The 19,146-nt window shown below is 73.3% G+C and carries 17 protein-coding genes and 1 riboswitch; of the genes, 9 read left to right on the forward strand and 8 right to left on the reverse strand.

Annotation, left to right across the window (positions count from 1 at the left end):
- A complete protein-coding gene (locus tag ACIGWZ_RS26545; RefSeq protein ID WP_400069440.1) occupies positions 1 to 1,332 on the forward strand; it encodes an LCP family protein in 1,332 nt (443 codons plus the stop codon).
- A gap of 38 nt (positions 1,333 to 1,370) precedes the next feature.
- On the opposite strand, the gene ACIGWZ_RS26550 is transcribed toward ACIGWZ_RS26545, so the two are convergent.
- Positions 1,371 to 1,871, reverse strand: coding sequence for a VanZ family protein (locus ACIGWZ_RS26550; RefSeq protein ID WP_400068820.1), 501 nt, complete (start codon positions 1,869 to 1,871; stop codon positions 1,371 to 1,373).
- 113 nt (positions 1,872 to 1,984) lie between these two features.
- Complete coding sequence (locus tag ACIGWZ_RS26555) at positions 1,985 to 2,257, reverse strand: DUF1876 domain-containing protein (protein ID WP_400068822.1); 273 nt, start codon at positions 2,255 to 2,257, stop codon at positions 1,985 to 1,987.
- 252 nt (positions 2,258 to 2,509) lie between these two features.
- On the opposite strand from ACIGWZ_RS26555, the gene ACIGWZ_RS26560 reads away from it, so the two are divergent.
- The gene (locus ACIGWZ_RS26560; protein WP_400069441.1) at positions 2,510 to 3,763 is read left to right on the forward strand and encodes an MFS transporter; all 1,254 of its coding nucleotides are present in this window, start codon (positions 2,510 to 2,512) and stop codon (positions 3,761 to 3,763) included.
- 67 nt (positions 3,764 to 3,830) lie between these two features.
- Here ACIGWZ_RS26560 and ACIGWZ_RS26565 read toward each other — a convergent pair whose 3' ends face one another.
- Together ACIGWZ_RS26565 and cobN are read right to left on the reverse strand one after the other, a co-directional pair.
- Positions 3,831 to 4,121 carry a hypothetical protein gene (locus tag ACIGWZ_RS26565; protein ID WP_400068824.1) on the reverse strand — a complete coding sequence of 97 codons (291 nt, stop codon included), beginning with the start codon at positions 4,119 to 4,121 and terminating at the stop codon, positions 3,831 to 3,833.
- Positions 4,122 to 4,322: 201 nt separating this feature from the next.
- Positions 4,323 to 7,946: a cobaltochelatase subunit CobN gene (cobN, locus tag ACIGWZ_RS26570; RefSeq protein WP_400068826.1), complete on the reverse strand. Its 3,624-nt coding sequence runs from the start codon at positions 7,944 to 7,946 to the stop codon at positions 4,323 to 4,325.
- Positions 7,947 to 8,002: 56 nt separating this feature from the next.
- Positions 8,003 to 8,075: riboswitch (cobalamin riboswitch) on the reverse strand.
- Between the two features lie 157 nt (positions 8,076 to 8,232).
- Here cobN and cobG point away from each other — a divergent pair.
- From cobG to ACIGWZ_RS26585, 3 genes are read left to right on the forward strand one after another with little or no spacing between them, the layout of a single operon-like run.
- On the forward strand, positions 8,233 to 9,630 hold the full coding sequence (cobG, locus tag ACIGWZ_RS26575) for a precorrin-3B synthase (protein WP_400069443.1): 1,398 nt from the start codon (positions 8,233 to 8,235) through the stop codon (positions 9,628 to 9,630).
- A gap of 1 nt (position 9,631) precedes the next feature.
- The gene (locus ACIGWZ_RS26580) at positions 9,632 to 10,264 is read left to right on the forward strand and encodes a precorrin-8X methylmutase (protein WP_400068828.1); all 633 of its coding nucleotides are present in this window, start codon (positions 9,632 to 9,634) and stop codon (positions 10,262 to 10,264) included.
- The gene (locus ACIGWZ_RS26585) at positions 10,261 to 11,787 is read left to right on the forward strand and encodes a precorrin-2 C(20)-methyltransferase (RefSeq protein ID WP_400068830.1); all 1,527 of its coding nucleotides are present in this window, start codon (positions 10,261 to 10,263) and stop codon (positions 11,785 to 11,787) included. The genes ACIGWZ_RS26580 and ACIGWZ_RS26585 overlap by 4 nt, the downstream gene beginning before the upstream one ends.
- A gap of 25 nt (positions 11,788 to 11,812) precedes the next feature.
- On the opposite strand, the gene ACIGWZ_RS26590 is transcribed toward ACIGWZ_RS26585, so the two are convergent.
- Entirely contained in the window at positions 11,813 to 12,370 is a 558-nt protein-coding gene (locus ACIGWZ_RS26590) for a CchlQ (protein WP_400068832.1), read from the reverse strand.
- Positions 12,371 to 12,410: 40 nt separating this feature from the next.
- Complete coding sequence (locus ACIGWZ_RS26595; protein WP_400068834.1) at positions 12,411 to 13,217, reverse strand: cobalt-precorrin-6A reductase; 807 nt, start codon at positions 13,215 to 13,217, stop codon at positions 12,411 to 12,413.
- Positions 13,218 to 13,234: 17 nt separating this feature from the next.
- On the opposite strand from ACIGWZ_RS26595, the gene ACIGWZ_RS26600 reads away from it, so the two are divergent.
- Positions 13,235 to 14,398 carry a cobalt-precorrin-5B (C(1))-methyltransferase gene (locus ACIGWZ_RS26600; RefSeq protein ID WP_400068836.1) on the forward strand — a complete coding sequence of 388 codons (1,164 nt, stop codon included), beginning with the start codon at positions 13,235 to 13,237 and terminating at the stop codon, positions 14,396 to 14,398.
- Here ACIGWZ_RS26600 and ACIGWZ_RS26605 read toward each other — a convergent pair whose 3' ends face one another.
- A complete protein-coding gene (locus ACIGWZ_RS26605; RefSeq protein WP_400068838.1) occupies positions 14,399 to 15,145 on the reverse strand; it encodes a TetR/AcrR family transcriptional regulator in 747 nt (248 codons plus the stop codon).
- Positions 15,146 to 15,384: 239 nt separating this feature from the next.
- Here ACIGWZ_RS26605 and ACIGWZ_RS26610 point away from each other — a divergent pair, with 239 nt between their 5' ends.
- The 3 genes from ACIGWZ_RS26610 (at position 15,385) to ACIGWZ_RS26620 (ending at position 18,254) form a co-directional block, all read left to right on the forward strand.
- Positions 15,385 to 15,612: a hypothetical protein gene (locus tag ACIGWZ_RS26610; RefSeq protein WP_400068840.1), complete on the forward strand. Its 228-nt coding sequence runs from the start codon at positions 15,385 to 15,387 to the stop codon at positions 15,610 to 15,612.
- A gap of 31 nt (positions 15,613 to 15,643) precedes the next feature.
- The gene (locus ACIGWZ_RS26615) at positions 15,644 to 17,233 is read left to right on the forward strand and encodes an MDR family MFS transporter (protein ID WP_400068842.1); all 1,590 of its coding nucleotides are present in this window, start codon (positions 15,644 to 15,646) and stop codon (positions 17,231 to 17,233) included.
- Positions 17,234 to 17,315: 82 nt separating this feature from the next.
- Positions 17,316 to 18,254: a MerR family transcriptional regulator gene (locus ACIGWZ_RS26620; protein WP_400068844.1), complete on the forward strand. Its 939-nt coding sequence runs from the start codon at positions 17,316 to 17,318 to the stop codon at positions 18,252 to 18,254.
- An 86-nt stretch (positions 18,255 to 18,340) separates the two neighbouring features.
- On the opposite strand, the gene cobM is transcribed toward ACIGWZ_RS26620, so the two are convergent.
- Complete coding sequence (gene cobM, locus ACIGWZ_RS26625; protein WP_400068846.1) at positions 18,341 to 19,120, reverse strand: precorrin-4 C(11)-methyltransferase; 780 nt, start codon at positions 19,118 to 19,120, stop codon at positions 18,341 to 18,343.
- Positions 19,121 to 19,146: the final 26 nt, after the last annotated feature.

A 19,146-nucleotide genomic window follows, 5' to 3' on the forward strand; every position in this document is an offset into this window, starting at 1 on the left:
ATGACCCGCCGCGGCCGGATCCTGGCCTGGACGGGCGGCGTGCTCGGCGTGGTGCTGCTCGCCGGAGGCGGCATCGGCGTCTGGGCCTACATCCAGCTGGACGGCAACATCCGCGGCGGGAACATCGACGTCGACGGCCAGCGGCCCGCCAACCTCAGCCCCGGCTCCAAGAACATCCTGCTCGTCGGCTCCGACACCCGCGCCGGCGCCAACGCCAAGTACGGCAAGGGCCTGACCACCATGCAGTCGGACACGCTGATGGTGCTGCACATCGCCGCCAACCGTGAATGGGCCACCGCGCTGTCCTTCCCCCGTGACTCCTGGGTGCGCATCCCCGCCTGCACCCGCGGCAACGGCTCGAAGTCCACCCCGCACCGCTTCAAGATCAATGAGGCGTTCTCCATCGGCGGCGACACGGGCAACACCCCCAAGGCCGCCAGCTGCGCCATCAAGACCGTCGAGCAGAACACCGGGCTGCGGATCGACAACTTCGTCACCATCGACTTCCAGGGCTTCAAGGGCATGGTCAACGCCCTGGACGGCATCGAGGTCTGCCCCAAGCACGCCATCCACGACAAGAAGGCCCACCTCGACATGGACGCGGGCTGCCAGACCGTACGGGACGAGAAGGCGCTCGGCTACGTGCGTACCCGCTACAGCGTCGGCGACGGCACGGACCTCGGCCGCATCGGCCGCCAGCAGGAGTTCATGAAGGCGCTGGGCAAGAAGGCGCAGGAGAAGCTGACCAGCCCCGGCGACCTCTACGACTTCCTCACCGCGGCGACCAAGTCCGTCTTCACCGACCAGGACCTCAAGGGCATCAAGCCCCTCACCAGCCTCGCCTCGACGGTCAAGGACATCCCCAGCGACCGGCTCACCTTCGTGACCGTCCCCAACTACTACCGCGAGGTCGACGTCCCCACCGACCACGCCAATGTGGTCTGGCAGTACCCGCAGGCCACCCAGCTGTTCAGCGATATCGCCCACGACCGCGAGCTCGGCGCCGCCGGGAAGAAGAAGCTCGCCGAGGCCGCCAAGAGCCCGGTGACCGCCCACTCCGTACGGGTCCGCGTCCTCAACGGCACCGGCACGTCCGGCCAGGCGGCCGCCGGCGCCGAAGCGCTGCGCATCCTCGGCTTCGCGGTCACCGGGACCGGCAACGGCCCCGCGACGAACACCACCACGATCACCTACCCCGCCGCCCTCAAGACCCAGGCCGAGGTCCTCGCCGCCCACTTTCCCGACGCCAAGACGAAGCAGTCGGCCGAGGCGACGCCCGGCGAGGTGACGCTGACGGTGGGGCCGGACTTCACCAAGGACGCCGTGAGATAGGGCGACGGGCGCGCCCGCCAGGCGTTACGGGACAGCCCTCAGCGGCACTCCTGCACCCCGCGGCGCCCCCGGACGGCGACGAGCCATCCCACCAGCGCCCCGATCGCCACCCCCAGGGTGTTGTTCGCCCAGTCGACCGGCTGGCAGGACCGTACGGGATCCAGCGTCTGGAGCAGCTCGACGAGCACCCACGCGCCCGACCCGGCGAGCGTCACGGCCACCGGCCGGCGCGAGACCGCGGTGCCCAGCAGCCCCATCGGGATCCAGAGCACCACGTTGACCGCGTTGTGCGCGAAGCCGCCGGTCAGCGTGCGGACCGACGCACCGGCCAGGCACGCCCCGAGCCGCCCGGCCGCACCGGCGGCGATCTGATCGGGCAACGTCATCCCCAGGCACACCCCCACCGCCAGCAGCGCCCCCAGCGTGGCCTGCGCGGACCGGCCCGTCCGCCGCGCGACCGGCCGGTACGCCACGACCGCGGCAACGACGAGGAGCAGGGTGAGCGCCGCCATCACGGCGGCGTGCGGTGTGGAGGGCATACGGAGAACGTACGCCGCGCATGGCACGTCATGCCATCTCTGCACGGGATGCCGTCTTGAAAAGTCCGTGAACTCCCCCGCCGCCACGGCCCCGTCCCGCACCCGCTCCCCGCTCAGGGACGCAGCCGCTCCACCGGCTTGGCGGTGTGCACCTCGATGTCGTGCGCGGCCCGCTGCAACAGCTGCTGGCTGAGGTCCGACAGCGCCCGCGCCGCCGACAGTTCGTCCCCGATGGCGGGGACGTCCTCGTCCGCCGGGTTACGACGGGCCGTCCCCTGGCCGACCATCTGCCCGCCTTCTTTGCCGCGCAGCCGGGCCTCGGCCCGGACCTCACTGCCGGATTCGGTGATGTTGATCTCCGCGTCCCACATCTTGTTCTCGGTCACCGGAAGCCTCCTCGTACGCCCCCGAGCAGCGCTTGTACCGCCCCCACGACACTCCTCACAAAAATCGTCGCACCGGCGCGCGGAGACCGCACATGGGGCCCGCCGCACCCCCGACCGGGGGATTTCCCCATGGCCGGGGCCGCCGCGGCCGGTCCCACTACCAGGTCGTAAACCTGCCGGATACCGTCCCGCGGCTCTGCTGGACTGGTGAGCACCGCTTCCCCCGCCACCACCGCTCACCGGGACACCTCCATGCCTGTCGCCTCCGACGTCACCGCCCCCACGGGCACGACCACCGCCCGCAGCCCCCTTCTCTCCTGGCTCGCCGTCACCGCCGTCACCCTGGGCATCTTCTCCCTCGTCACCACCGAGATCCTGCCGATCGGCCTGCTGACGGCCATCGCCGCCGACTTCCGCATCTCGGACGGCACGACCGGCCTGATGATGACCCTCCCCGGGCTCCTGGCCGCGGTCGCCGCCCCCACCGTCACCGTGGCCACCGCCCGCATCGACCGCCGCCTGATGCTCTGCGCCCTCATCCTTCTCCTGGCGCTGGCCAACTTCCTGGCCGCGGCCGCCCCGGTCTTCTGGCTCGTCCTGGTCTCCCGCGTCCTGGTCGGGATCACCATCGGCGGCTTCTGGTCCATCGGCGCCGGCCTGGCCGACCGCCTCGTCCGCCCGGAGTCGGCCGGCCGGGCCACGGCGATGATCTTCTCCGCCGTCCCCCTGGGCTCCGTACTCGGCGTACCGGCCGGCACCTTCCTCGGCGACCTCGCCGGCTGGCGCGCGGCATTCCTCGCCATGGGGGTGCTCACCACGGCGGTCTTCCTCCTGCTCCTGCTGCTGGTCCCCGCCCTGCCCGCCGTCCGGCCCACCCGCCTCGCCGCGCTGCGCGCCCTGCTCCGCGGCGGCCGCACCAGGTTCGCGCTGCTCACGACCTTCCTCATCGTGCTGGCCCACTTCGGCGCGTACACCTATGTGACGCCGTTCCTCCGGCACGTCACCCATGCCGGCCCCGGGTCGGTCACCGTCTTCCTGCTCGTCTACGGAGCCGCCGGCGTCCTCGGCAACTTCCTCGGCGGCGCGGCCCTCACCCGCTACCCGCGTGCCACGTTCGGCGCCGCCGCGGGCGCGCTCGCCGGCGCGACCTTGCTGCTGCCGGTGTTCGGCCGGTGGGAGGGGGGCGCGATCGCGCTGCTGATCGTCTGGGGAGCGGCTTACGGCGCCGTTCCCGTCTCGTCCCAGACCTGGTTCGCCCGGTCCGCACCCCATGCACCGGAGGCCGCCGCGGTGCTGTTCACCGCGTCGTTCCAGGCGACCATTTCGCTCGGCGCGCTGGTCGGCGGGGTGGTCGTGGACCACACGGCGCCGTCGGCGGTCATGCTGCTGGGCGGGGTGACCGCGGCCCTTGCGGCACTGACCGTGTGGCGGTACAAGGCGCGTCGAGGCCCTGCGGAGGGGCGCGTTGCCAGTGGCGCCCGGGAGGGTGGCAGGCACGAGCGATGAGCCGCGCGGCCGGAGCGCGCTGCTTCACCGGCCCGGACCCGGCGCCGTCATCACCGGGCCGTCGGGTTCAGCGGTTGCAGTGCGGGGGGCTCCAGTGGCCCCTGACCCACTTCTTGACCCAGTGACCGTTTCCGTGGTGATCGCCGTGGTGATGGTCGCCGTGGTGCCCCTTGACCCAGAACGTGACCCAGTGGCCCCCGACCCAGGTGCACCTGGCGTGGTGGACCGTCGAGATGCTGGTGGTCGAGGGCGCGGGGGCGGCCGCGGCTGTGCCCGCTGTGCCGATCGCCGCGCCGCTCGCCAGCAAGGCGCCGGCTGCCGCTACGGCGAAGGAGCGCCTCATACGTTGCGCCTGCATGGGCTCCACCTCATTCTTGTCCGCGCGACCTCCGACGAGGGTTGCCGCTGACCGAGGAGACCGGCCGAGGGCGGCACCGTCGTCGCGCTGCCTGCACTTCCAGGGTGGGGTATTCACCCGAATGGAGCAAAAGGGCGGCACCACCGCGGGCGGCGCGAGTGCCGCCCGCGGGCCGACCGGCGGGCTCGCGCCCGCCGCCCCTCAGTCCTCCCCCTCCAGCTCCCCCTCCGTCTCCAGGAACGCCTCCCGCAGCGCCGCCAGCGTCTGCGCGTCCGGCTTCTCCCACATGCCGCGGGATTCGGCCTCCAGGAGGCGTTCGGCGATGCCGTGCAGGGCCCAGGGGTTGGCGTCCTGGAGGAAGGCGCGGTTCTCGGGGTCGAGGACGTAGGTCTGGGCGAGCTTGTCGTACATCCAGTCGGCGACGACTCCGGTGGTGGCGTCGTAGCCGAAGAGGTAGTCGACGGTGGCGGCCAGTTCGAAGGCGCCCTTGTAGCCGTGGCGGCGCATCGCCTCGATCCAGCGGGGGTTGACCACGCGGGCGCGGAAGACGCGCGAGGTCTCCTCGACCAGGGAGCGGGTGCGGACGGTCTCCGGGCGGGTGGAGTCGCCGATGTAGGCCTCGGGGGCCTTGCCCTTGAGCGCCTTGACGGTGGCGACCATGCCGCCGTGGTACTGGAAGTAGTCGTCCGAGTCGGCGATGTCGTGTTCGCGGGTGTCGGTGTTCTTCGCGGCGACGGCGATGCGCTTGTAGGCGGTCTCCATCTCGTCGCGGGCCGGGCGCCCCTCCAGGCCGCGGCCGTACGCATAGCCGCCCCAGACGGTGTAGACCTCGGCGAGGTCGGCGTCGGTGCGCCAGTCGCGGGAGTCGATCAGCTGGAGCAGGCCCGCGCCGTACGTTCCCGGACGGGAGCCGAAGATCCGGGTGGTGGCGCGGCGTTCGTCGCCGTGGGCGGCGAGGTCGGCCTGGGCGTGGGCGCGGATGAAGTTGTCGGCGGCGGGCTCGTCCAGCCCGGCGGCGAGCCGTACGGCGTCGTCCAGGAGGCCGATGACGTGCGGGAAGGCGTCGCGGAAGAACCCGGAGATGCGGAGGGTGACATCGATACGGGGGCGGCCCAGCTCGTCGAGCGGGATCGGCTCCAGGCCCGTGACGCGGCGGGAGGCGTCGTCCCAGACCGGGCGGATGCCCAGCAGTGCCAGGGCCTCGGCCACATCGTCGCCGCTGGTGCGCATGGCGCTGGTGCCCCACAGGGACAGGCCCACCGACTGGGGCCAGTCGCCGTTGTCGGTGCGGTAGCGCTCCAGGAGGGAGTCGGCGAGCGCCTGGCCGGTCTCCCAGGCGAGGCGGGAGGGCACGGCCTTGGGGTCGACGGAGTAGAAGTTGCGGCCGGTCGGGAGGACGTTGACCAGGCCGCGGAGGGGCGAGCCGGAGGGTCCGGCCGGGACGAAGCCGCCGTTCAACGCGTGGACGGCGTGGTCGAGTTCGTCGGTGGTGGCGGAGAGGCGGGGGACCACCTGGCGGGCGGCGAAGTCGAGGATGTCGACGACCTGCCGGCCGTGCCCGGCGGCTACGGAAGCCACCGCCGCCGGATCCCAGTCGGCGTCCTCCATCGCCTGGACGAGGGCGCGGGCCGTCTCCTCCGCCTGGTCGGCCGTCGTACGGGTCGCCGCGGACTCGTCCAGGCCGAGCGCCTCGCGCAGGCCGGGCAGGGCCGAGGTGCCGCCCCAGATCTGGCGGGCGCGGAGGATGGCGAGGACGAGGTTGACGCGGGCCTCGCCGGCCGGGGCGCCGCCCAGGACGTGCAGACCGTCGCGGATCTGGGCGTCCTTGACCTCGCACAGCCAACCGTCGACGTGCAGCAGGAAGTCGTCGAAGCCGTCGTCGTCGGGGCGGGCCTGAAGGCCCAGGTCGTGGTCGAGCTTCGCGGCCTGGATCAGGGTCCAGATCTGGGCGCGGATGGCGGGGAGCTTGGCCGGGTCCATGGAGGAGATCGCGGCGTACTCGTCGAGGAGTTGCTCGAGGCGGGCGATGTCGCCGTACGACTCGGCGCGGGCCATCGGCGGGACGAGGTGGTCGACGAGGGTGGCGTGCACCCGGCGCTTGGCCTGGGTGCCCTCGCCGGGGTCGTTGACCAGGAAGGGGTAGACGAGGGGGAGGTCGCCGAGGGCGGCGTCGGGGCCGCAGGCGGCGGAGAGTCCGGCGTTCTTGCCCGGCAGCCATTCCAGGTTGCCGTGCTTGCCCAGGTGGACCATCGCGTCGGCGCCGAAGCCGCCGTCGTCGGCGGAGGCCGCGATCCAGCGGTAGGCCGCCAAGTAGTGGTGCGAGGGCGGCAGATCGGGGTCGTGGTAGATCGCGATCGGGTTCTCGCCGAAGCCGCGCGGCGGCTGGATGAGGACGAGGAGATTGCCGCGGCGCAGGGCGGCCAGCACGATGTCGCCGTCGGGGTCCCGGCCGGGCTCGCCCGCGTGGCTGCGGTCGAGGAACATCTCGCCGGGCGGCGGGCCCCAGTGCTCCTCCACCGACTCCCGGAGTTCCTGCGGAAGAGTGGCGTACCAGCGGCGGTAGTCCGCGGCCGGGATGCGGACCGGGTTGCGCGACAGCTGCTCCTCGGTGAGCCACTCCTGGTCGTGGCCGCCCGCCTCGATCAGGGCGTAGATCAGCTCGTCGCCGTCGCCGGACGCCAGGCCCGGCACCTCCTCGTCGCCGAAGTCGTAGCCCTCGGCCCGCAGGCGGCGCAGCAGCGCGACCGCGCTGGCCGGGGTGTCCAGGCCGACGGCGTTGCCGATCCGGGAGTGCTTGGTGGGGTAGGCGGAGAGGACGAGGGCCAGGCGCTTCTCGGCGGCCGGGATGTGCCGCAGCCGGGCGTGGCGGACGGCGATGCCGGCGACCCGGGCGGCGCGCTCGGGGTCGGCGACGTACACCGGGAGGCCGTCCTCGTCGACCTCCTTGAAGGAGAACGGGACGGTGATCAGGCGGCCGTCGAACTCCGGGACGGCGATCTGCGAGGCGGCGTCGAGGGGGGACAGGCCCTCGTCGTTGGCCTCCCAGGCGGCGCGCGAGCCGGTCAGGCACAGCGCCTGGAGGATCGGCACGTCCAGGGCGGCGAGCGCGCCGGCGTCCCAGGACTCGTCGTCGCCGCCGGCCGAGGCCTCGGCGGGCTTGGTGCCGCCCGCGGCCAGCACGGTGGTGACGATGGCGTCCGCGGCGCGGAGCGCGTCGATCAGCTCGGGCTCGGGGGCGCGGAGGGAGGCGACGAAGAGGGGCAGCGGGCGGGCGCCCGCGTCCTCGATCCGGTCGCACAGGGCCGCTACGAAGCCGGTGTTGCCGCTCATGTGGTGGGCGCGGTAGTAGAGCACGGCGACGGTCGGGCCGGTCACGTCCGTACGGGCCTGCCGCTCCAGCGGTCCCCAGGTGGGGGCGGCGGCGGGCGGCTCGAAGCCGTGGCCGGTCAGCAGCACGGTGTCCGAGAGGAAGCGGGCGAGCTGGTCGAGGTTGGCCGGGCCGCCGTGCGCCAGGTAGGCGTGCGCCTCGGCCGCGATACCCACCGGGACCGTGGACTGCTCCATGAGCTGGGCGTCGGGCGCCTGTTCACCGGTGAGGACGACCACCGGGCGGTGCTGGTCCTCGGCGAGCAGCAGGTCCAGCCCCTCCTGCCAGGCGCGGATGCCGCCCAGGAGGCGGACGACGACGAGGTCGGTGCCCTCCAGGAGCGCGGGCAGCTCGGCGAGGTCGAGGCGGGCGGGGTTGGCGAGCCGGTACGGCACGGGCCCGGTCGCAGCGCGGGCGCTGAGCAGGTCGGTGTCGGAGGTCGACAGCAGCAGAAGCATGCGAGCGCAGGCCTTCCTCGGGGTGTCCGCGCCCCGGGTGGTCGTAAGGACGGCGGGAGTTCCTGACTCACCCGGCGGTGGCCGGGTTCACAGTGGCGGGACCGCGCCGGATTCTCACCGGGCTTCCTCCCTCGGGCCCTGGGGCCCGGCGCCGTCGCTGGCGTCCGGCGGGTCAGCCGACCCACCGACCTGCATAGTAAGGGCTGTGCCGTGGGTACGGGAGGGCACCTCCCGGACCGCCGCCGCGGGCGCCTCCGCCCCGGATCCGGGGCGCACCGACGTCGGTATGCTCGCCGCCATGCCGCCCTCCCCCTCGCCGCGCCCCCATGGCGCCCCGCCGCCCGTACGGGACCGCGGTGACGCCTGCCCGGGAGCGCTGCGGCTGCACTCCGCCGCGGACGGGCAGCTGGCCCGAGTGCGGCTGCCCGCCGGAGATCTGACGGCGCGTCAGGCAACGGCGCTGGGGGACGCCGCGGACCGGCTCGGCGACGGCCGGCTGTCCCTGACCTCCCGGGGGAACGTGGAACTCCGCGGACTGCCGGACGGCTGCGGCGGCGAACTCGCCGGTCTGCTCGGCGACGCCGGGCTGCTGCCCTCCGCGCGCCACGAACGCATCCGCAACATCCTCGCCTCGCCGCTCGCCGGACTCGACCCTCACACCCCGTCTGACGTGCGGTTGTGGGCCCGGCGGCTGGATGAGCTGCTGTGCGCGAGCGCCTCGGCGCCGGCGCTTTCGGGCCGGTTCCTGTTCGTCCTGGACGGCGGGCGGGGCGATGTGGCCGCGCTGGGCGGTGATGTGAGGTTGGTCGCAGAGCGGGGCCCCTCCGGGGACGGCCGGGACGGTGCGCTGCTGCGGGTCGGAGACGATCCGGCGGCGGTACGGGTCGCCGGGGCGGATGTGCCGCGGGCCGCGCTGGCCGCGGCAGAGGCCTTTCTCGCGGCGGCCGAGGCGAGCGGGTCCGGTGCCTGGCGGGTGACGGAGCTTCCGGCCGGGCACGCGCTGACGGCGCGCGGCGTCGCGCGGTGGCTGCGGGAGGCGGGCATCGCGACGGAGTACGTGGCGGAGTCCGCGGACGCGGATCCGACGGCACCTGCTGCCGCTCGCACACCCCCCGACGCGCCTCCCCTCCCCGGCATCGTCGAAGGCCCCGACGGCCGCCGCGCCCTCTCCGTCCTGGCTCCGCTCGGCCGCCTCACCGTCGCCCAGTGGCGCCTGCTGACCGCCGTGGCCGCCGGTCACGGATCCGGCGAGCTGCGCCTCACCCCCTGGCGCGGCGTCGTCGTCCCCGGGCTGTCGGCCGCGGCCGCCGCCCCCCGGCTGCGTGAACTGGCCGCCGCCGGACTGATCACCGACCCTGACTCCCCCTGGTACCGGATCGGCGCCTGCACCGGTCTTCCCGGCTGCGCCAAGTCCCGTACCGATGTCCGCGCCGACGCCGGGTACGCCGTCACCACCGGCACCGTTCCCGTCCCCGCGGACGGCGCCGGCCTGCCCGTCCACTGGTCGGGGTGCGAGCGCCGCTGCGGCCGTCCGCAGGGCGGCGCGTGGGTCGACGTACTGGCCGACGCCGGTGCCGGGGGCGGCTACCGGGCCTCCGTCGTACGCCCCGCAGCCGCCCCCGCACCTCCGCTCCCGCAGCAACGCCGCAACGACCCCCGTCCCCACCACCCCGAGGCGCAGTGACGTGACAGTGTTCGACTACGAGAAGGACGGCGCGGCGATCTACCGCCAGTCCTTCGCCACCATCCGCGCCGAGGCGGACCTCGCGAGCCTGCCCGCCGACGTCAGTCAGGTCGCGGTCCGGATGATCCACGCCTGCGGCATGGTCGACCTGGTACGCGATCTGGCCTTCACCCCGGGGGTGGTGGCCGCCGCCCGTGCCGCGCTCCGTGCCGGTGCCCCGATCCTGTGCGACGCCAACATGGTGGCCAGCGGCGTGACCCGGAAGCGGCTGCCCGCGGACAACGACGTCGTGTGCACCCTGACCGACCCGTCCGTCCCGGACCTGGCGGCCCGGATGGGCACCACCCGCAGCGCCGCGGCGATGGAGCTGTGGCGCGACCGCATGGCGGGCTCGGTGGTCGCGATCGGCAACGCCCCCACCTCCCTCTTCCGTCTCCTGGAGATGATCGAGGAGGGCGCGCCCCGCCCGGCGGCCGTCATCGGCATACCCGTCGGCTTCATCGGCGCGGCCGAGTCCAAGGATGCGCTGATCGCCCATCCGTCGAAGCTGGACCACATCGTGGTGCGCGGGCGGCGCGGCGGCAGCGCCATGACCGCGGCCGCGATCAACGCCATTGCGAGCGAGGAAGAGTGAGCGTGAGCGAGCAGCAGGCCAACGCCCCTGAAACCGGCCGTCTGTACGGCGTGGGGCTGGGCCCCGGCGACCCATCGCTGATGACCGTACGGGCCGTACGCGTCATCGCCGAGGCCGATGTGGTGGCCTACCACAGCGCCCGGCACGGACGCTCCATCGCGCGTTCCATCGCCGCCGAGCACCTCCGCCCCGACCACATCGAAGAGGCGCTGGTCTACCCGGTCACCACCGAGTCGACCGACCACCCCGGCGGCTACCGGGGCGCGCTGGATGAGTTCTACGAGGAGGCCGCGGCCCGGCTCGCCGTCCACCTGGACGCCGGGCGCACCGTCGCCGTCATCTCCGAGGGCGACCCGCTCTTCTACGGCTCCTACCAGCACATGCACAAGCGGCTGGCCCACCGCTACCCGACCGAGGTCATCCCCGGCGTCACCTCCGTCAGCGCCGCCGCGGCCCGTCTGGGGAAGCCGCTCGCCGAGGCCGACGAGGTCCTGACGATCCTCCCCGGCACGCTCCCGGAAGAGGAACTGACCGCCCGTCTGGCGTCGACCGATGCGGCCGTCGTCATGAAGCTGGGCCGCACCTTCCCCACCGTCCGGCGCGCCATGGAGCGCTCCGGCCGCCTCCCGGAGGCGTGCTACGTGGAGCGCGCCACCATGCCCGGCGAACGCACGGACGCCCTGTCGGCCATCGACTCCGACACCGTCCCCTACTTCTCCGTCGCCGTCGTCCCCAGTCGGATCGCCAACCCTCCGCAACCTGCCCACCAGGGCGAAGTGGTGGTCGTCGGCACCGGCCCGGCCGGCCCCCTCTGGCTGACCCCCGAGTCCCGCGGCGCCCTGGCCGCCGCCGAGGACCTCGTCGGCTACACCACCTACCTCGACCGCGTCCCGGTACGCCCCGGCCAGCGCCGCCACGGCTCCGACAACAAGGTCGAGTCCGAGCGCGCCGAGCTCGCCCTCGACCTGGCCCGCCGCGGCCGCCGGGTGGCCGTGGTGTCGGGCGGCGACCCCGGCATCTTCGCCATGGCCACGGCCGTCCTGGAGGTCGCCTCCCAGGACCCCTACCGCTCGGTCCCGGTGCGGGTGCTGCCCGGCGTCACCGCCGCGAACGCCGCCGCGGCCCGCGCCGGCGCCCCCCTCGGCCACGACTACGCGGTCATCTCCCTCTCCGACCGCCTCAAGCCCTGGGAGGTCATCGCCGAACGCCTGCGCTCCGCGGTGGCCGCCGACCTGGTCCTGGCCCTCTACAACCCCGGCTCCCGCAGCCGCACCTGGCAGGTCGCCAAGACCCGCGAACTCCTCCTGGAACACCGCGCCCCGGACACCCCGGTCGTCCTCGGCCGCGACGTGGGCGGCCCCGAGGAGTCCGTCCGCACCGTCCGCCTCGCCGACCTCGACCCCACCCAGGTCGACATGCGCACCATCCTGCTCATCGGCTCGTCCCAGACCCAGGCGGTACGGCGGGACGACGGCACGGACCGGGACGTGGTGTGGACGCCCCGGCGGTATCCGGAGGCGTAGGGAAGGCCGCGGCCCCTGTCCTCGGTCACCCGGACGCCGGTGCGGTGCTCAGGGGCTCCCGGCACAGCGTGCAGCGGTCCGTGCCGTCCCATGCGCCCCAGCCGAACACCCCGGGTGTCAGGGCCTCGCCCTCCAACTCCGTGCGGACCGCCACGCGGTAGGCCCAGACGGCCGAGAGGTAGGGGTGGTAGACGTCGTGGAAGGCGGGTGACGTGTGCCGGGCGCCCGCGGCGACCGTCCGCTGGAGGGCGCGCAGGCGCTCGAACATCTCCTGCCCGGCGCCGGCGATCTCGGCCGTCGCGTCGATGTACAGCCGCTCGCGCACCTCGTGGATCGCGGCATCGTTCAGCGCCGCGCGGGCGGCGACGTCGAGATCGGGCTCGGCGTCCGGGTCCTGGGCGATGTGCCGCAGGCGCGTATGGCACACCCCGGCGGCGGTGATGAACTCGATGTACACCGCCCGGCGCCGCGCCTGGCTGCTGCGCTCGCCCTCATGGCGGTGCCGCAGGTGATCCGCCAGCACCGTGCCGGAGATCGCCATCACGCCACCGCTCACCGTCGCGACGAGGGTCCCCCAGTCCATGCCGTCCCCCTCACGGTGTCGTGGCGTCAGGCAGTATCGCTCAACTGGGCCTGTTCTGCGATCGATTCGCCCCGCCTGGCGCCGTCCCCGAAAGGCGCCGCCACCACTCCACCGCGGCCGCCGGATCCGCCACCTCGGGGACCCCTTCCGGCGTCGGCGGGCGGGTCACGACGATGACCGGCACGCCCGCCTCCCGGGCCGCCGTCAGCTTGGCGGCGGTGGCCGCGGCGCCGCTGTCCTTGGTCACCAGGACGTCGATGCGGTGCTCGCGCAGGAGGGCACGCTCGCCGTCCAGGGTGAAGGGGCCGCGGTCCAGGAGGGTCGCCATCCGGGGCGGGTGCGGGGGTTCGGGGGCGTCCACGGAGCGGACGAGGAACCAGAGGTCGGCGAGGTGGGCGAAGTGGGCGAGGCCCATGCGGCCGGTGGTGAGGAAGACGCGGGTGACGGGGAGGGTGGGGAGGAGGGCGGCCGCCTCGTCGAGGGAGGCGACCGGGTGCCAGTCGTCGCCCGGGGCCGGTACCCAGCCGGGCCGGCGGAGGGCCAGCAGGGGAACATGGGCGGTGGCGGCCGCTTCGGCCGCGTTGTGACTGATCGTGCCGGCGAAAGGATGGGTGGCGTCGATGAGCGCGTCCACCGCGTGCTCGCGCAGCCAGCGGGTGAGGCCGGCGGGGCCGCCGAACCCTCCGATGCGCACCTCTCCGTCGGGCAGCCGGGGCGCGGCGACCCGGCCGGCGAGCGAGGTCGTCACGCGCAGGCCCGGATCCGCCGCCAGGGTCGCGGCGAGGCGGCGGGCTTCGGTGGTGCCGCCGAGGATCAGTACGTGGGCGAGGGGGCGCTCGTCGATCATGAGGTGTGGGTTTCTCCGTGGCTGAAGGACAAGCGAAGGGTACGGGGCACGCCGCGGGAGGCCGTAGCGCCCAGCTCGCGCACACCGGGCTGCGGCCCGGGTGGACGACCGGGGCGTGTGCGACGGCGGCGAGCACGGCCGCGTACACGGCGCTGCTGAGCGGCGACTTCCCGGATCCGGTGACGATCACGCTACCGAAGGGGCAGACGCCGTCCTTCGCCCTGGCCGTGGAGGAGCTGGCGCCGGACCGGACCGGTGCCATGGCCGGGGTGGTGAAGGACGCCGGGGACGATCCCGATGTGACGCACGGGGCGCTGGTGCGGGCGCGGGTGCGGCGGCTGGCGCCCGGCTCGGGGGTGCGCTTCGCGGCGGGGCCGGGGGTCGGGACCGTCACGCGGCCGGGGCTGCCGCTGGACGTCGGCGAGCCCGCGATCAATCCCGTACCGCGGCAGATGATGCGGGAGCATCTGGCGGCGGTGGCCGAGCGGTTCGGTGCCACCGGGGCGGATGTCGAGGTCGAGATCTCGGTCGATCACGGGGAGGAGATCGCCCGCAGTACGTGGAACCCCCGGCTGGGGATCCTGGGCGGGCTGTCCATCCTGGGCACCACCGGCATCGTCGTTCCGTACTCCTGCTCGGCCTGGATCGACTCCATCCGCCGCGGGGTGGACGTGGCGCGTGCGGCGGGGCGGCGGCATGTGGCCGGGTGCACGGGGTCGACGTCGGAGAAGACCGTGGTCGCCCTGCATCATCTGCCCGAGGACGCGCTGCTGGACATGGGGGACTTCGCGGGGGCGGTGCTGAAGTACATCCGGCGGCATCCCGTCGAACGGCTCACGATCTGCGGCGGCTTCGCCAAGCTGTCGAAGCTGGCGGCCGGTCACCTGGATCTGCATTCGGAGCGGTCGCAGGTGGACAAGGGTTTCCTGGCCGAACTGGCCCGGCGGGGCGGCGCGGGGGAGGAGCTGGCGGGCGCCGTCGCCGAGGCCAATACGGGGCTCGCCGCGCTCCGGCTGTGCGAGGCGGCGGGGGTGCCGCTGGGCGACCTGGTGGCGGCCACCGCCCGGGACGAGGCCCTGGCCGTGCTGCGCGGCGCCCCGGTGACCGTCGACGTCATCTGCATCGACCGGGCGGGGCTGGTGGTGGGACGGGCGGAGCCGCGGGGGCCGGACGGCTCGTAGCTAGGACGCGTCTTCGTGGCCGATTCTGACCGCGATGCCGTCGAGCACGCAGTCCAGCCCCGTCTCGAACTGCCAGGCCGCGTCGTCCTTGTGTGCGGCCCCGACGGTGTAGCGCCGGTAGGTCGGGTAGCGACCGGTCTCCATCAGATAGGTCATCTGGGGCGCGAGCGCGCGGCGCCTCTCGTCGCCGCTGTCCCAGCCGTTGTCCGCCATGTACTGGCGCAGCGCCACCTCGGACTGCGTCGCGCCGTGCACATAGGCGTTGACCGCGCGGAAGGCGGCCATGATCGTGTCGGTGTCCATGCCGTGCATGTCGAGCGCGGCCAGCTGGCGTTCCGCGGCCGCCATCCGGTTCGGCGTCAGCACGAAGTGCGGCGCGGGCAGCTGGGCCAGCCAGGGGTGGCGCAGCATCATGGCGCGGTTGCCCAGCGCGTAGCCGCGCAGGACCTCGCGCCAGCCGGTCACCTCGTCGGGGACGGCGAGTTCGGTCATGACCTGGTTGACCATCAGCGCCCACAGGTCGTCCTTGCCCGCGACATGGCGGTACGCGGCCATCGGCGCGACGCCCAGCTCGGTGGCGAGGCGGCGCATGGTGACGGCGGCGAAGCCCTCGGCGTCGGCGACCCGCACCGCCACCGCGGCGATCTTCTGGGGCGTCAGTGCGGCACGGGGCGTGGCCGTGGGGCGCTCCAGGCGCTCCCACAGCACGGGCTGATCCGCACCGTCGCTCTTCTTCCGGGCTGCCACGTGGGGCTCCTCTCCGGCCGCTCTCCGGCCGGCCGATCGTGTACAGCGTATCGCCAGTAGACGATGTACACATCGACGTGTACGTTGTACGCATCTCGATACGCCGTACGCGGAGTCGTACGCGGGGTGGTACGCGGCAGGGGGATTTCCATGGGCACGCAGCCGCAGCAGCTCCACATCGCGGTCGCCGTCGGCAGCACCCGGGAGGCCTGCGCGCGGTCGAGCAACTCCGGCTCGTCATGGCGGAGTTGCACGCCACCACCGTCCGCCACACGGTCGGCCGCCACCACGCCTGGGGCCTGTTCGACGAGACGCACGCGAGGAAGGACGCGGGGAGCGACACCGCGGCCGAGGCCATGCTCGATCAGCTCGCCCATGAGGTCTCCCCTGCTCGAGCGAAGCCGAGAGCTCGGGGAAGGGCCCAGGCGCCGCGGGACGCCGGAACCGCCCGTCCGTACGCCGGCTGACACGGCACCGGGGATTTCCGAGGAGGGAAGAATGCACAAACGTACAGAAGAGGACACGACCGGGACCGGCACCAGCCACCCGCCGAACCCGGCGCCGCCATCGCAGCTCGCCGTCCTGGGGCTGCTGCTCGGCATCATCCTGGCGGCACTCGACGGCACGATCGTCGGCACCGCCCTGCCGACGATCGTCGGCGACCTGGGCGGCCTCGAGCACTTCTCCTGGGTGGTGACGGGCTATCTGCTCGCCACCGCCGTCACCACCCCGATCTGGGGCAAACTCGGCGACATGTACGGCCGCAAGGGCGGCTACCTTGCCTCGATCGTGGTCTTCCTCGCCGGCTCCGTGCTCTGCGGGCTCGCCCAGGACATGGGCCAGCTGATCGCGTTCCGCGCGCTTCAGGGGCTCGGCGCGGGCGGCCTCTTCGTGGGCGCGCTCTCCCTTATCGGGACGCTTCTGCCGCCCGCACAGGCGGGGCGCGCGCAGTCGATGATCGGCGTGATGATGCCGGTCACCATGATCGGCGGCCCGCTGCTCGGCGGCTTCCTCACCGACCAGCTGAACTGGCGCTGGGTCTTCTACGTCAACGTGCCCGTCGGCGCCGCCGCACTCCTGATCGTCGGGCTCCGCATCCGGCTCCGCGGCGAGCGCAGCGCGGCCCGCATCGACTTCCCGGGCGCCGCACTCCTCACCGCGGGCATTCTGGCGCTCACCCTGCTCGGGGCCTGGGCCGGCACGACGTACGACTGGATCTCACCGCAGATCGTGGGGCTCGCCGCGCTCTCGGCCGCCGCCCTCGTCTGGTTCGTCCGGGTGGAGCGACGGGCGCCCGAACCCATCATCCCGCCGCGCCTGTTCAGCGACCGCAACTTCACGCTCGCGCAGGTGCTGACCTTCCTGGTGGGCGCGGCGATGCTGGCCGCGGCGAGCTATCTGCCGCAGTACATGCAGTTCGTACAGGGCATGTCGTCGACGCAGAGCGGGCTGCTGCTCCTGCCGCTGATGCTCGGGATGATGGGGGCGCAGCTGTTGATCGGACGTGCGGTCGGCAACGGGGGCGGATACCGCCGGTACCTCATCGCGGGCGGCGCCCTCGCGACGGCGGGCGCCCTGGCCCTGCTCACGGTCGGCGTCAACACCCCCACGGCCGTGGCGTCCGCGCTGACGCTCGTCTTCGGCGCGGGCCTCGGCTGCCTGATGCAGCCCGCGATGCTGATCACCATGAACAGCGCGGATCCCCGCGACATGGGCGCGGCCAGCGGCACCACCACGCTCCTGCGCTCCATCGGCGGCTCGCTCGGCGTCGCCGTGCTCGGCTCCGTCTACGCCGGACACATGGCGACCACCCTCACGGACCGGCTCGGCCGGGACGGAGCGCGGCTCGCCGGCGGCCACGACATGCCCCCCGCGGTACTGCGCGGACTGCCCGAGCCGGTGCGGAACGCCTTCCGGGAAGGCGTCACCGGCGGCATGCACGGCGTCATGATCGGTACGGCCGCGCTGTGCGCCGTCAGCTTTGCGGCCGCCTGGCTGATCCGCGAGGTGCCGCTGCGGGGGGCGGCAGCCCCCTCCGGTGAAGGGGACTCCTCAGGTGAGGGGGACTCTTCAGGGGAAGCGGTGTGACGCTTGCTCAGCAACGCGGAGGACGTCCCGGCCGGGGAAGTGACTTGAGTCTCCCGTGACTGGAGACAGCAGAGTTGGGGACATGAGCGCGACGACCCTCTTCTCGATCGGGGAGCTTGCCCGGCGGACCGGCCTGCCCGTGAGGACCATCCGGTTCTACTCCGATTCGGGGGTGGTCGCGCCGACCACCCGAAGCCCCGCCGGCTATCGGCTCTACGACCTCGACGCACTGCTTCGTCTGGAACTCCTCCGCACACTGCGCGAGCTGGGCCTGGACCTGGCCACGATTCAACGGGTACTGGACCGCGAGCTCTCGGTGGCGGAGGTCGCCGCGGCGCACGCCGACGCCATGGACGTCCGGATCCGGGTGCTGCAACTGCGTCGGAGCGTTCTGCGAGTCGTGGCCGGACGCGGGTCCGATCCCGAGGAGATCAAGCTCATGCACAGGCTCACCCAGTTGTCCGGCGAGGAACGCCGACGGTTGATCGATGATTTCCTGGAGGGCACCTTCGGCACGGTGGATGCCGACCCGGCCGCGGTGGCAATGGTTCGCGCTGCCACTCCCGACCTTCCCGATGATCCGTCCAGCGAGCAGGTCGCCGCGTGGGTGGAGCTCGCCGAGCTGGTCGGCGACGAGGACTTCCGGGCCCGGATGCGCCGGACGGCCATGCGCCAGGCCGCCGGGCGCACGCTCGACATCGAGAGCGAGGCCGGCGAGGAACTGATGGAGTTCACCCGTCGGAAGGTGGCCGAGGCCATGGAGTCGGGCATCGACCCGCTCGGCAACGGGGCCGTACCCGCCATCGACGACCTTGTGCAGCGCTTCGCCGAGGTGTTCGCGCGCACCCCTGACGCGGAATTCCGGGACTGGATGGCCCAGCAGTTCGAAGAGGCGCACGATCCCGGGGTGGACCGGTACTGGCGGCTGGTGTGGAGCGTCAACGGCTGGCAGGTGGTACCGAGCCTGATTCCGGTGTACCCCTGGCTCATTCAGGCCCTGCGGAATGACCGCGCCGCATAGTCACCGCAGTGGAAACCGCCCCGGATCCCTGAACGAGTCCACGAGGCGGCCTGCGGGCATGGCGCGAGGCCGTCCGAGCTGCCCCGCTACGCCCCGCTCTCCCCGTTCTCCCCGCACGGCGCATGCGGGCGCTCCCGGTCCGCCGAGTACAGGTGGCTGTCGCGGAACTGCTCGGCGCCCAGCGTCCGGCCGACCATGATCACGGCCGTACGGACCACGCCCGCGGCCTTCACCTGGTCGGCGATGTCGGCGAGGGTGCCGCGCAGCACGAGTTCGTCGGGGCGGGAGGCCATCGCGACGACGGCGGCGGGGCAGTCGGCGCCGTAGTGCGGGAGGAGTTCGGCGACGACCCGGTCGACGTACATGGCGGCCAGGTGGAGAACCAGGAGGGCGCCGCTGCGGCCCAGCGTGGCCAGGTCCTCGCCCTCGGGCATGGGGGTGGCGCGCTGGGCGACGCGGGTGAGGATGACGGTCTGGCCGACGGTGGGGACGGTCAGTTCGCGCTTGAGGGCGGCGGCCGCGGCGGCGAAGGCCGGGACGCCCGGCACCACCTCGTACGGCACCCCGGCCGCGTCCAGGCGCCGCATCTGCTCGGCCACGGCGCTGAAGACGGACGGGTCGCCGGAGTGCAGTCGGGCGACGTCGTGGCCCTCCTCGTGGGCGCGGACCAGCTCCGCGATGATGGCGTCGAGGTCCATCTGCGCGGTGTCGATGAGCCGGGCGCCGGGCGGGCACCCGTCCAGCAGCTCGCGCGGCACCAGGCTGCCCGCGTAGAGGCAGACGCCGCAGGAGGCGAGGGTACGGGCGCCGCGCACGGTGATCAGGTCGGCGGCGCCGGGACCCGCGCCGATGAAGTGGACGGTCATCGTTCCTCGTTCTCCAGATGCTCCGT

Origin of the sequence: Streptomyces sp. NPDC053427, from assembly GCF_044544985.1 — a bacterium.
In the GTDB taxonomy this organism is placed as follows: domain Bacteria; phylum Actinomycetota; class Actinomycetes; order Streptomycetales; family Streptomycetaceae; genus Streptomyces.

Bases quoted from the DNA above. Each gene is read 5' to 3' on its own strand.
- ACIGWZ_RS26615 (WP_400068842.1), top strand. From the start codon at position 15,644: ATGCACAAACGTACAGAAGAGGACACGACCGGGACCGGCACCAGCCAC.
- ACIGWZ_RS26590 (WP_400068832.1), bottom strand. From the start codon at position 12,370: ATGGACTGGGGGACCCTCGTCGCGACGGTGAGCGGTGGCGTGATGGCG.
- ACIGWZ_RS26610 (WP_400068840.1), top strand. From the start codon at position 15,385: ATGGCGGAGTTGCACGCCACCACCGTCCGCCACACGGTCGGCCGCCAC.
- ACIGWZ_RS26560 (WP_400069441.1), top strand. From the start codon at position 2,510: ATGCCTGTCGCCTCCGACGTCACCGCCCCCACGGGCACGACCACCGCC.
- ACIGWZ_RS26545 (WP_400069440.1), top strand. From the start codon at position 1: ATGACCCGCCGCGGCCGGATCCTGGCCTGGACGGGCGGCGTGCTCGGC.
- cobG (WP_400069443.1), top strand. From the start codon at position 8,233: ATGCTCGCCGCCATGCCGCCCTCCCCCTCGCCGCGCCCCCATGGCGCC.
- ACIGWZ_RS26550 (WP_400068820.1), bottom strand. From the start codon at position 1,871: ATGCCCTCCACACCGCACGCCGCCGTGATGGCGGCGCTCACCCTGCTC.
- ACIGWZ_RS26595 (WP_400068834.1), bottom strand. From the start codon at position 13,217: ATGATCGACGAGCGCCCCCTCGCCCACGTACTGATCCTCGGCGGCACC.
- ACIGWZ_RS26620 (WP_400068844.1), top strand. From the start codon at position 17,316: ATGAGCGCGACGACCCTCTTCTCGATCGGGGAGCTTGCCCGGCGGACC.
- cobN (WP_400068826.1), bottom strand. From the start codon at position 7,946: ATGCTTCTGCTGCTGTCGACCTCCGACACCGACCTGCTCAGCGCCCGC.
- ACIGWZ_RS26565 (WP_400068824.1), bottom strand. From the start codon at position 4,121: ATGCAGGCGCAACGTATGAGGCGCTCCTTCGCCGTAGCGGCAGCCGGC.
- cobM (WP_400068846.1), bottom strand. From the start codon at position 19,120: ATGACCGTCCACTTCATCGGCGCGGGTCCCGGCGCCGCCGACCTGATC.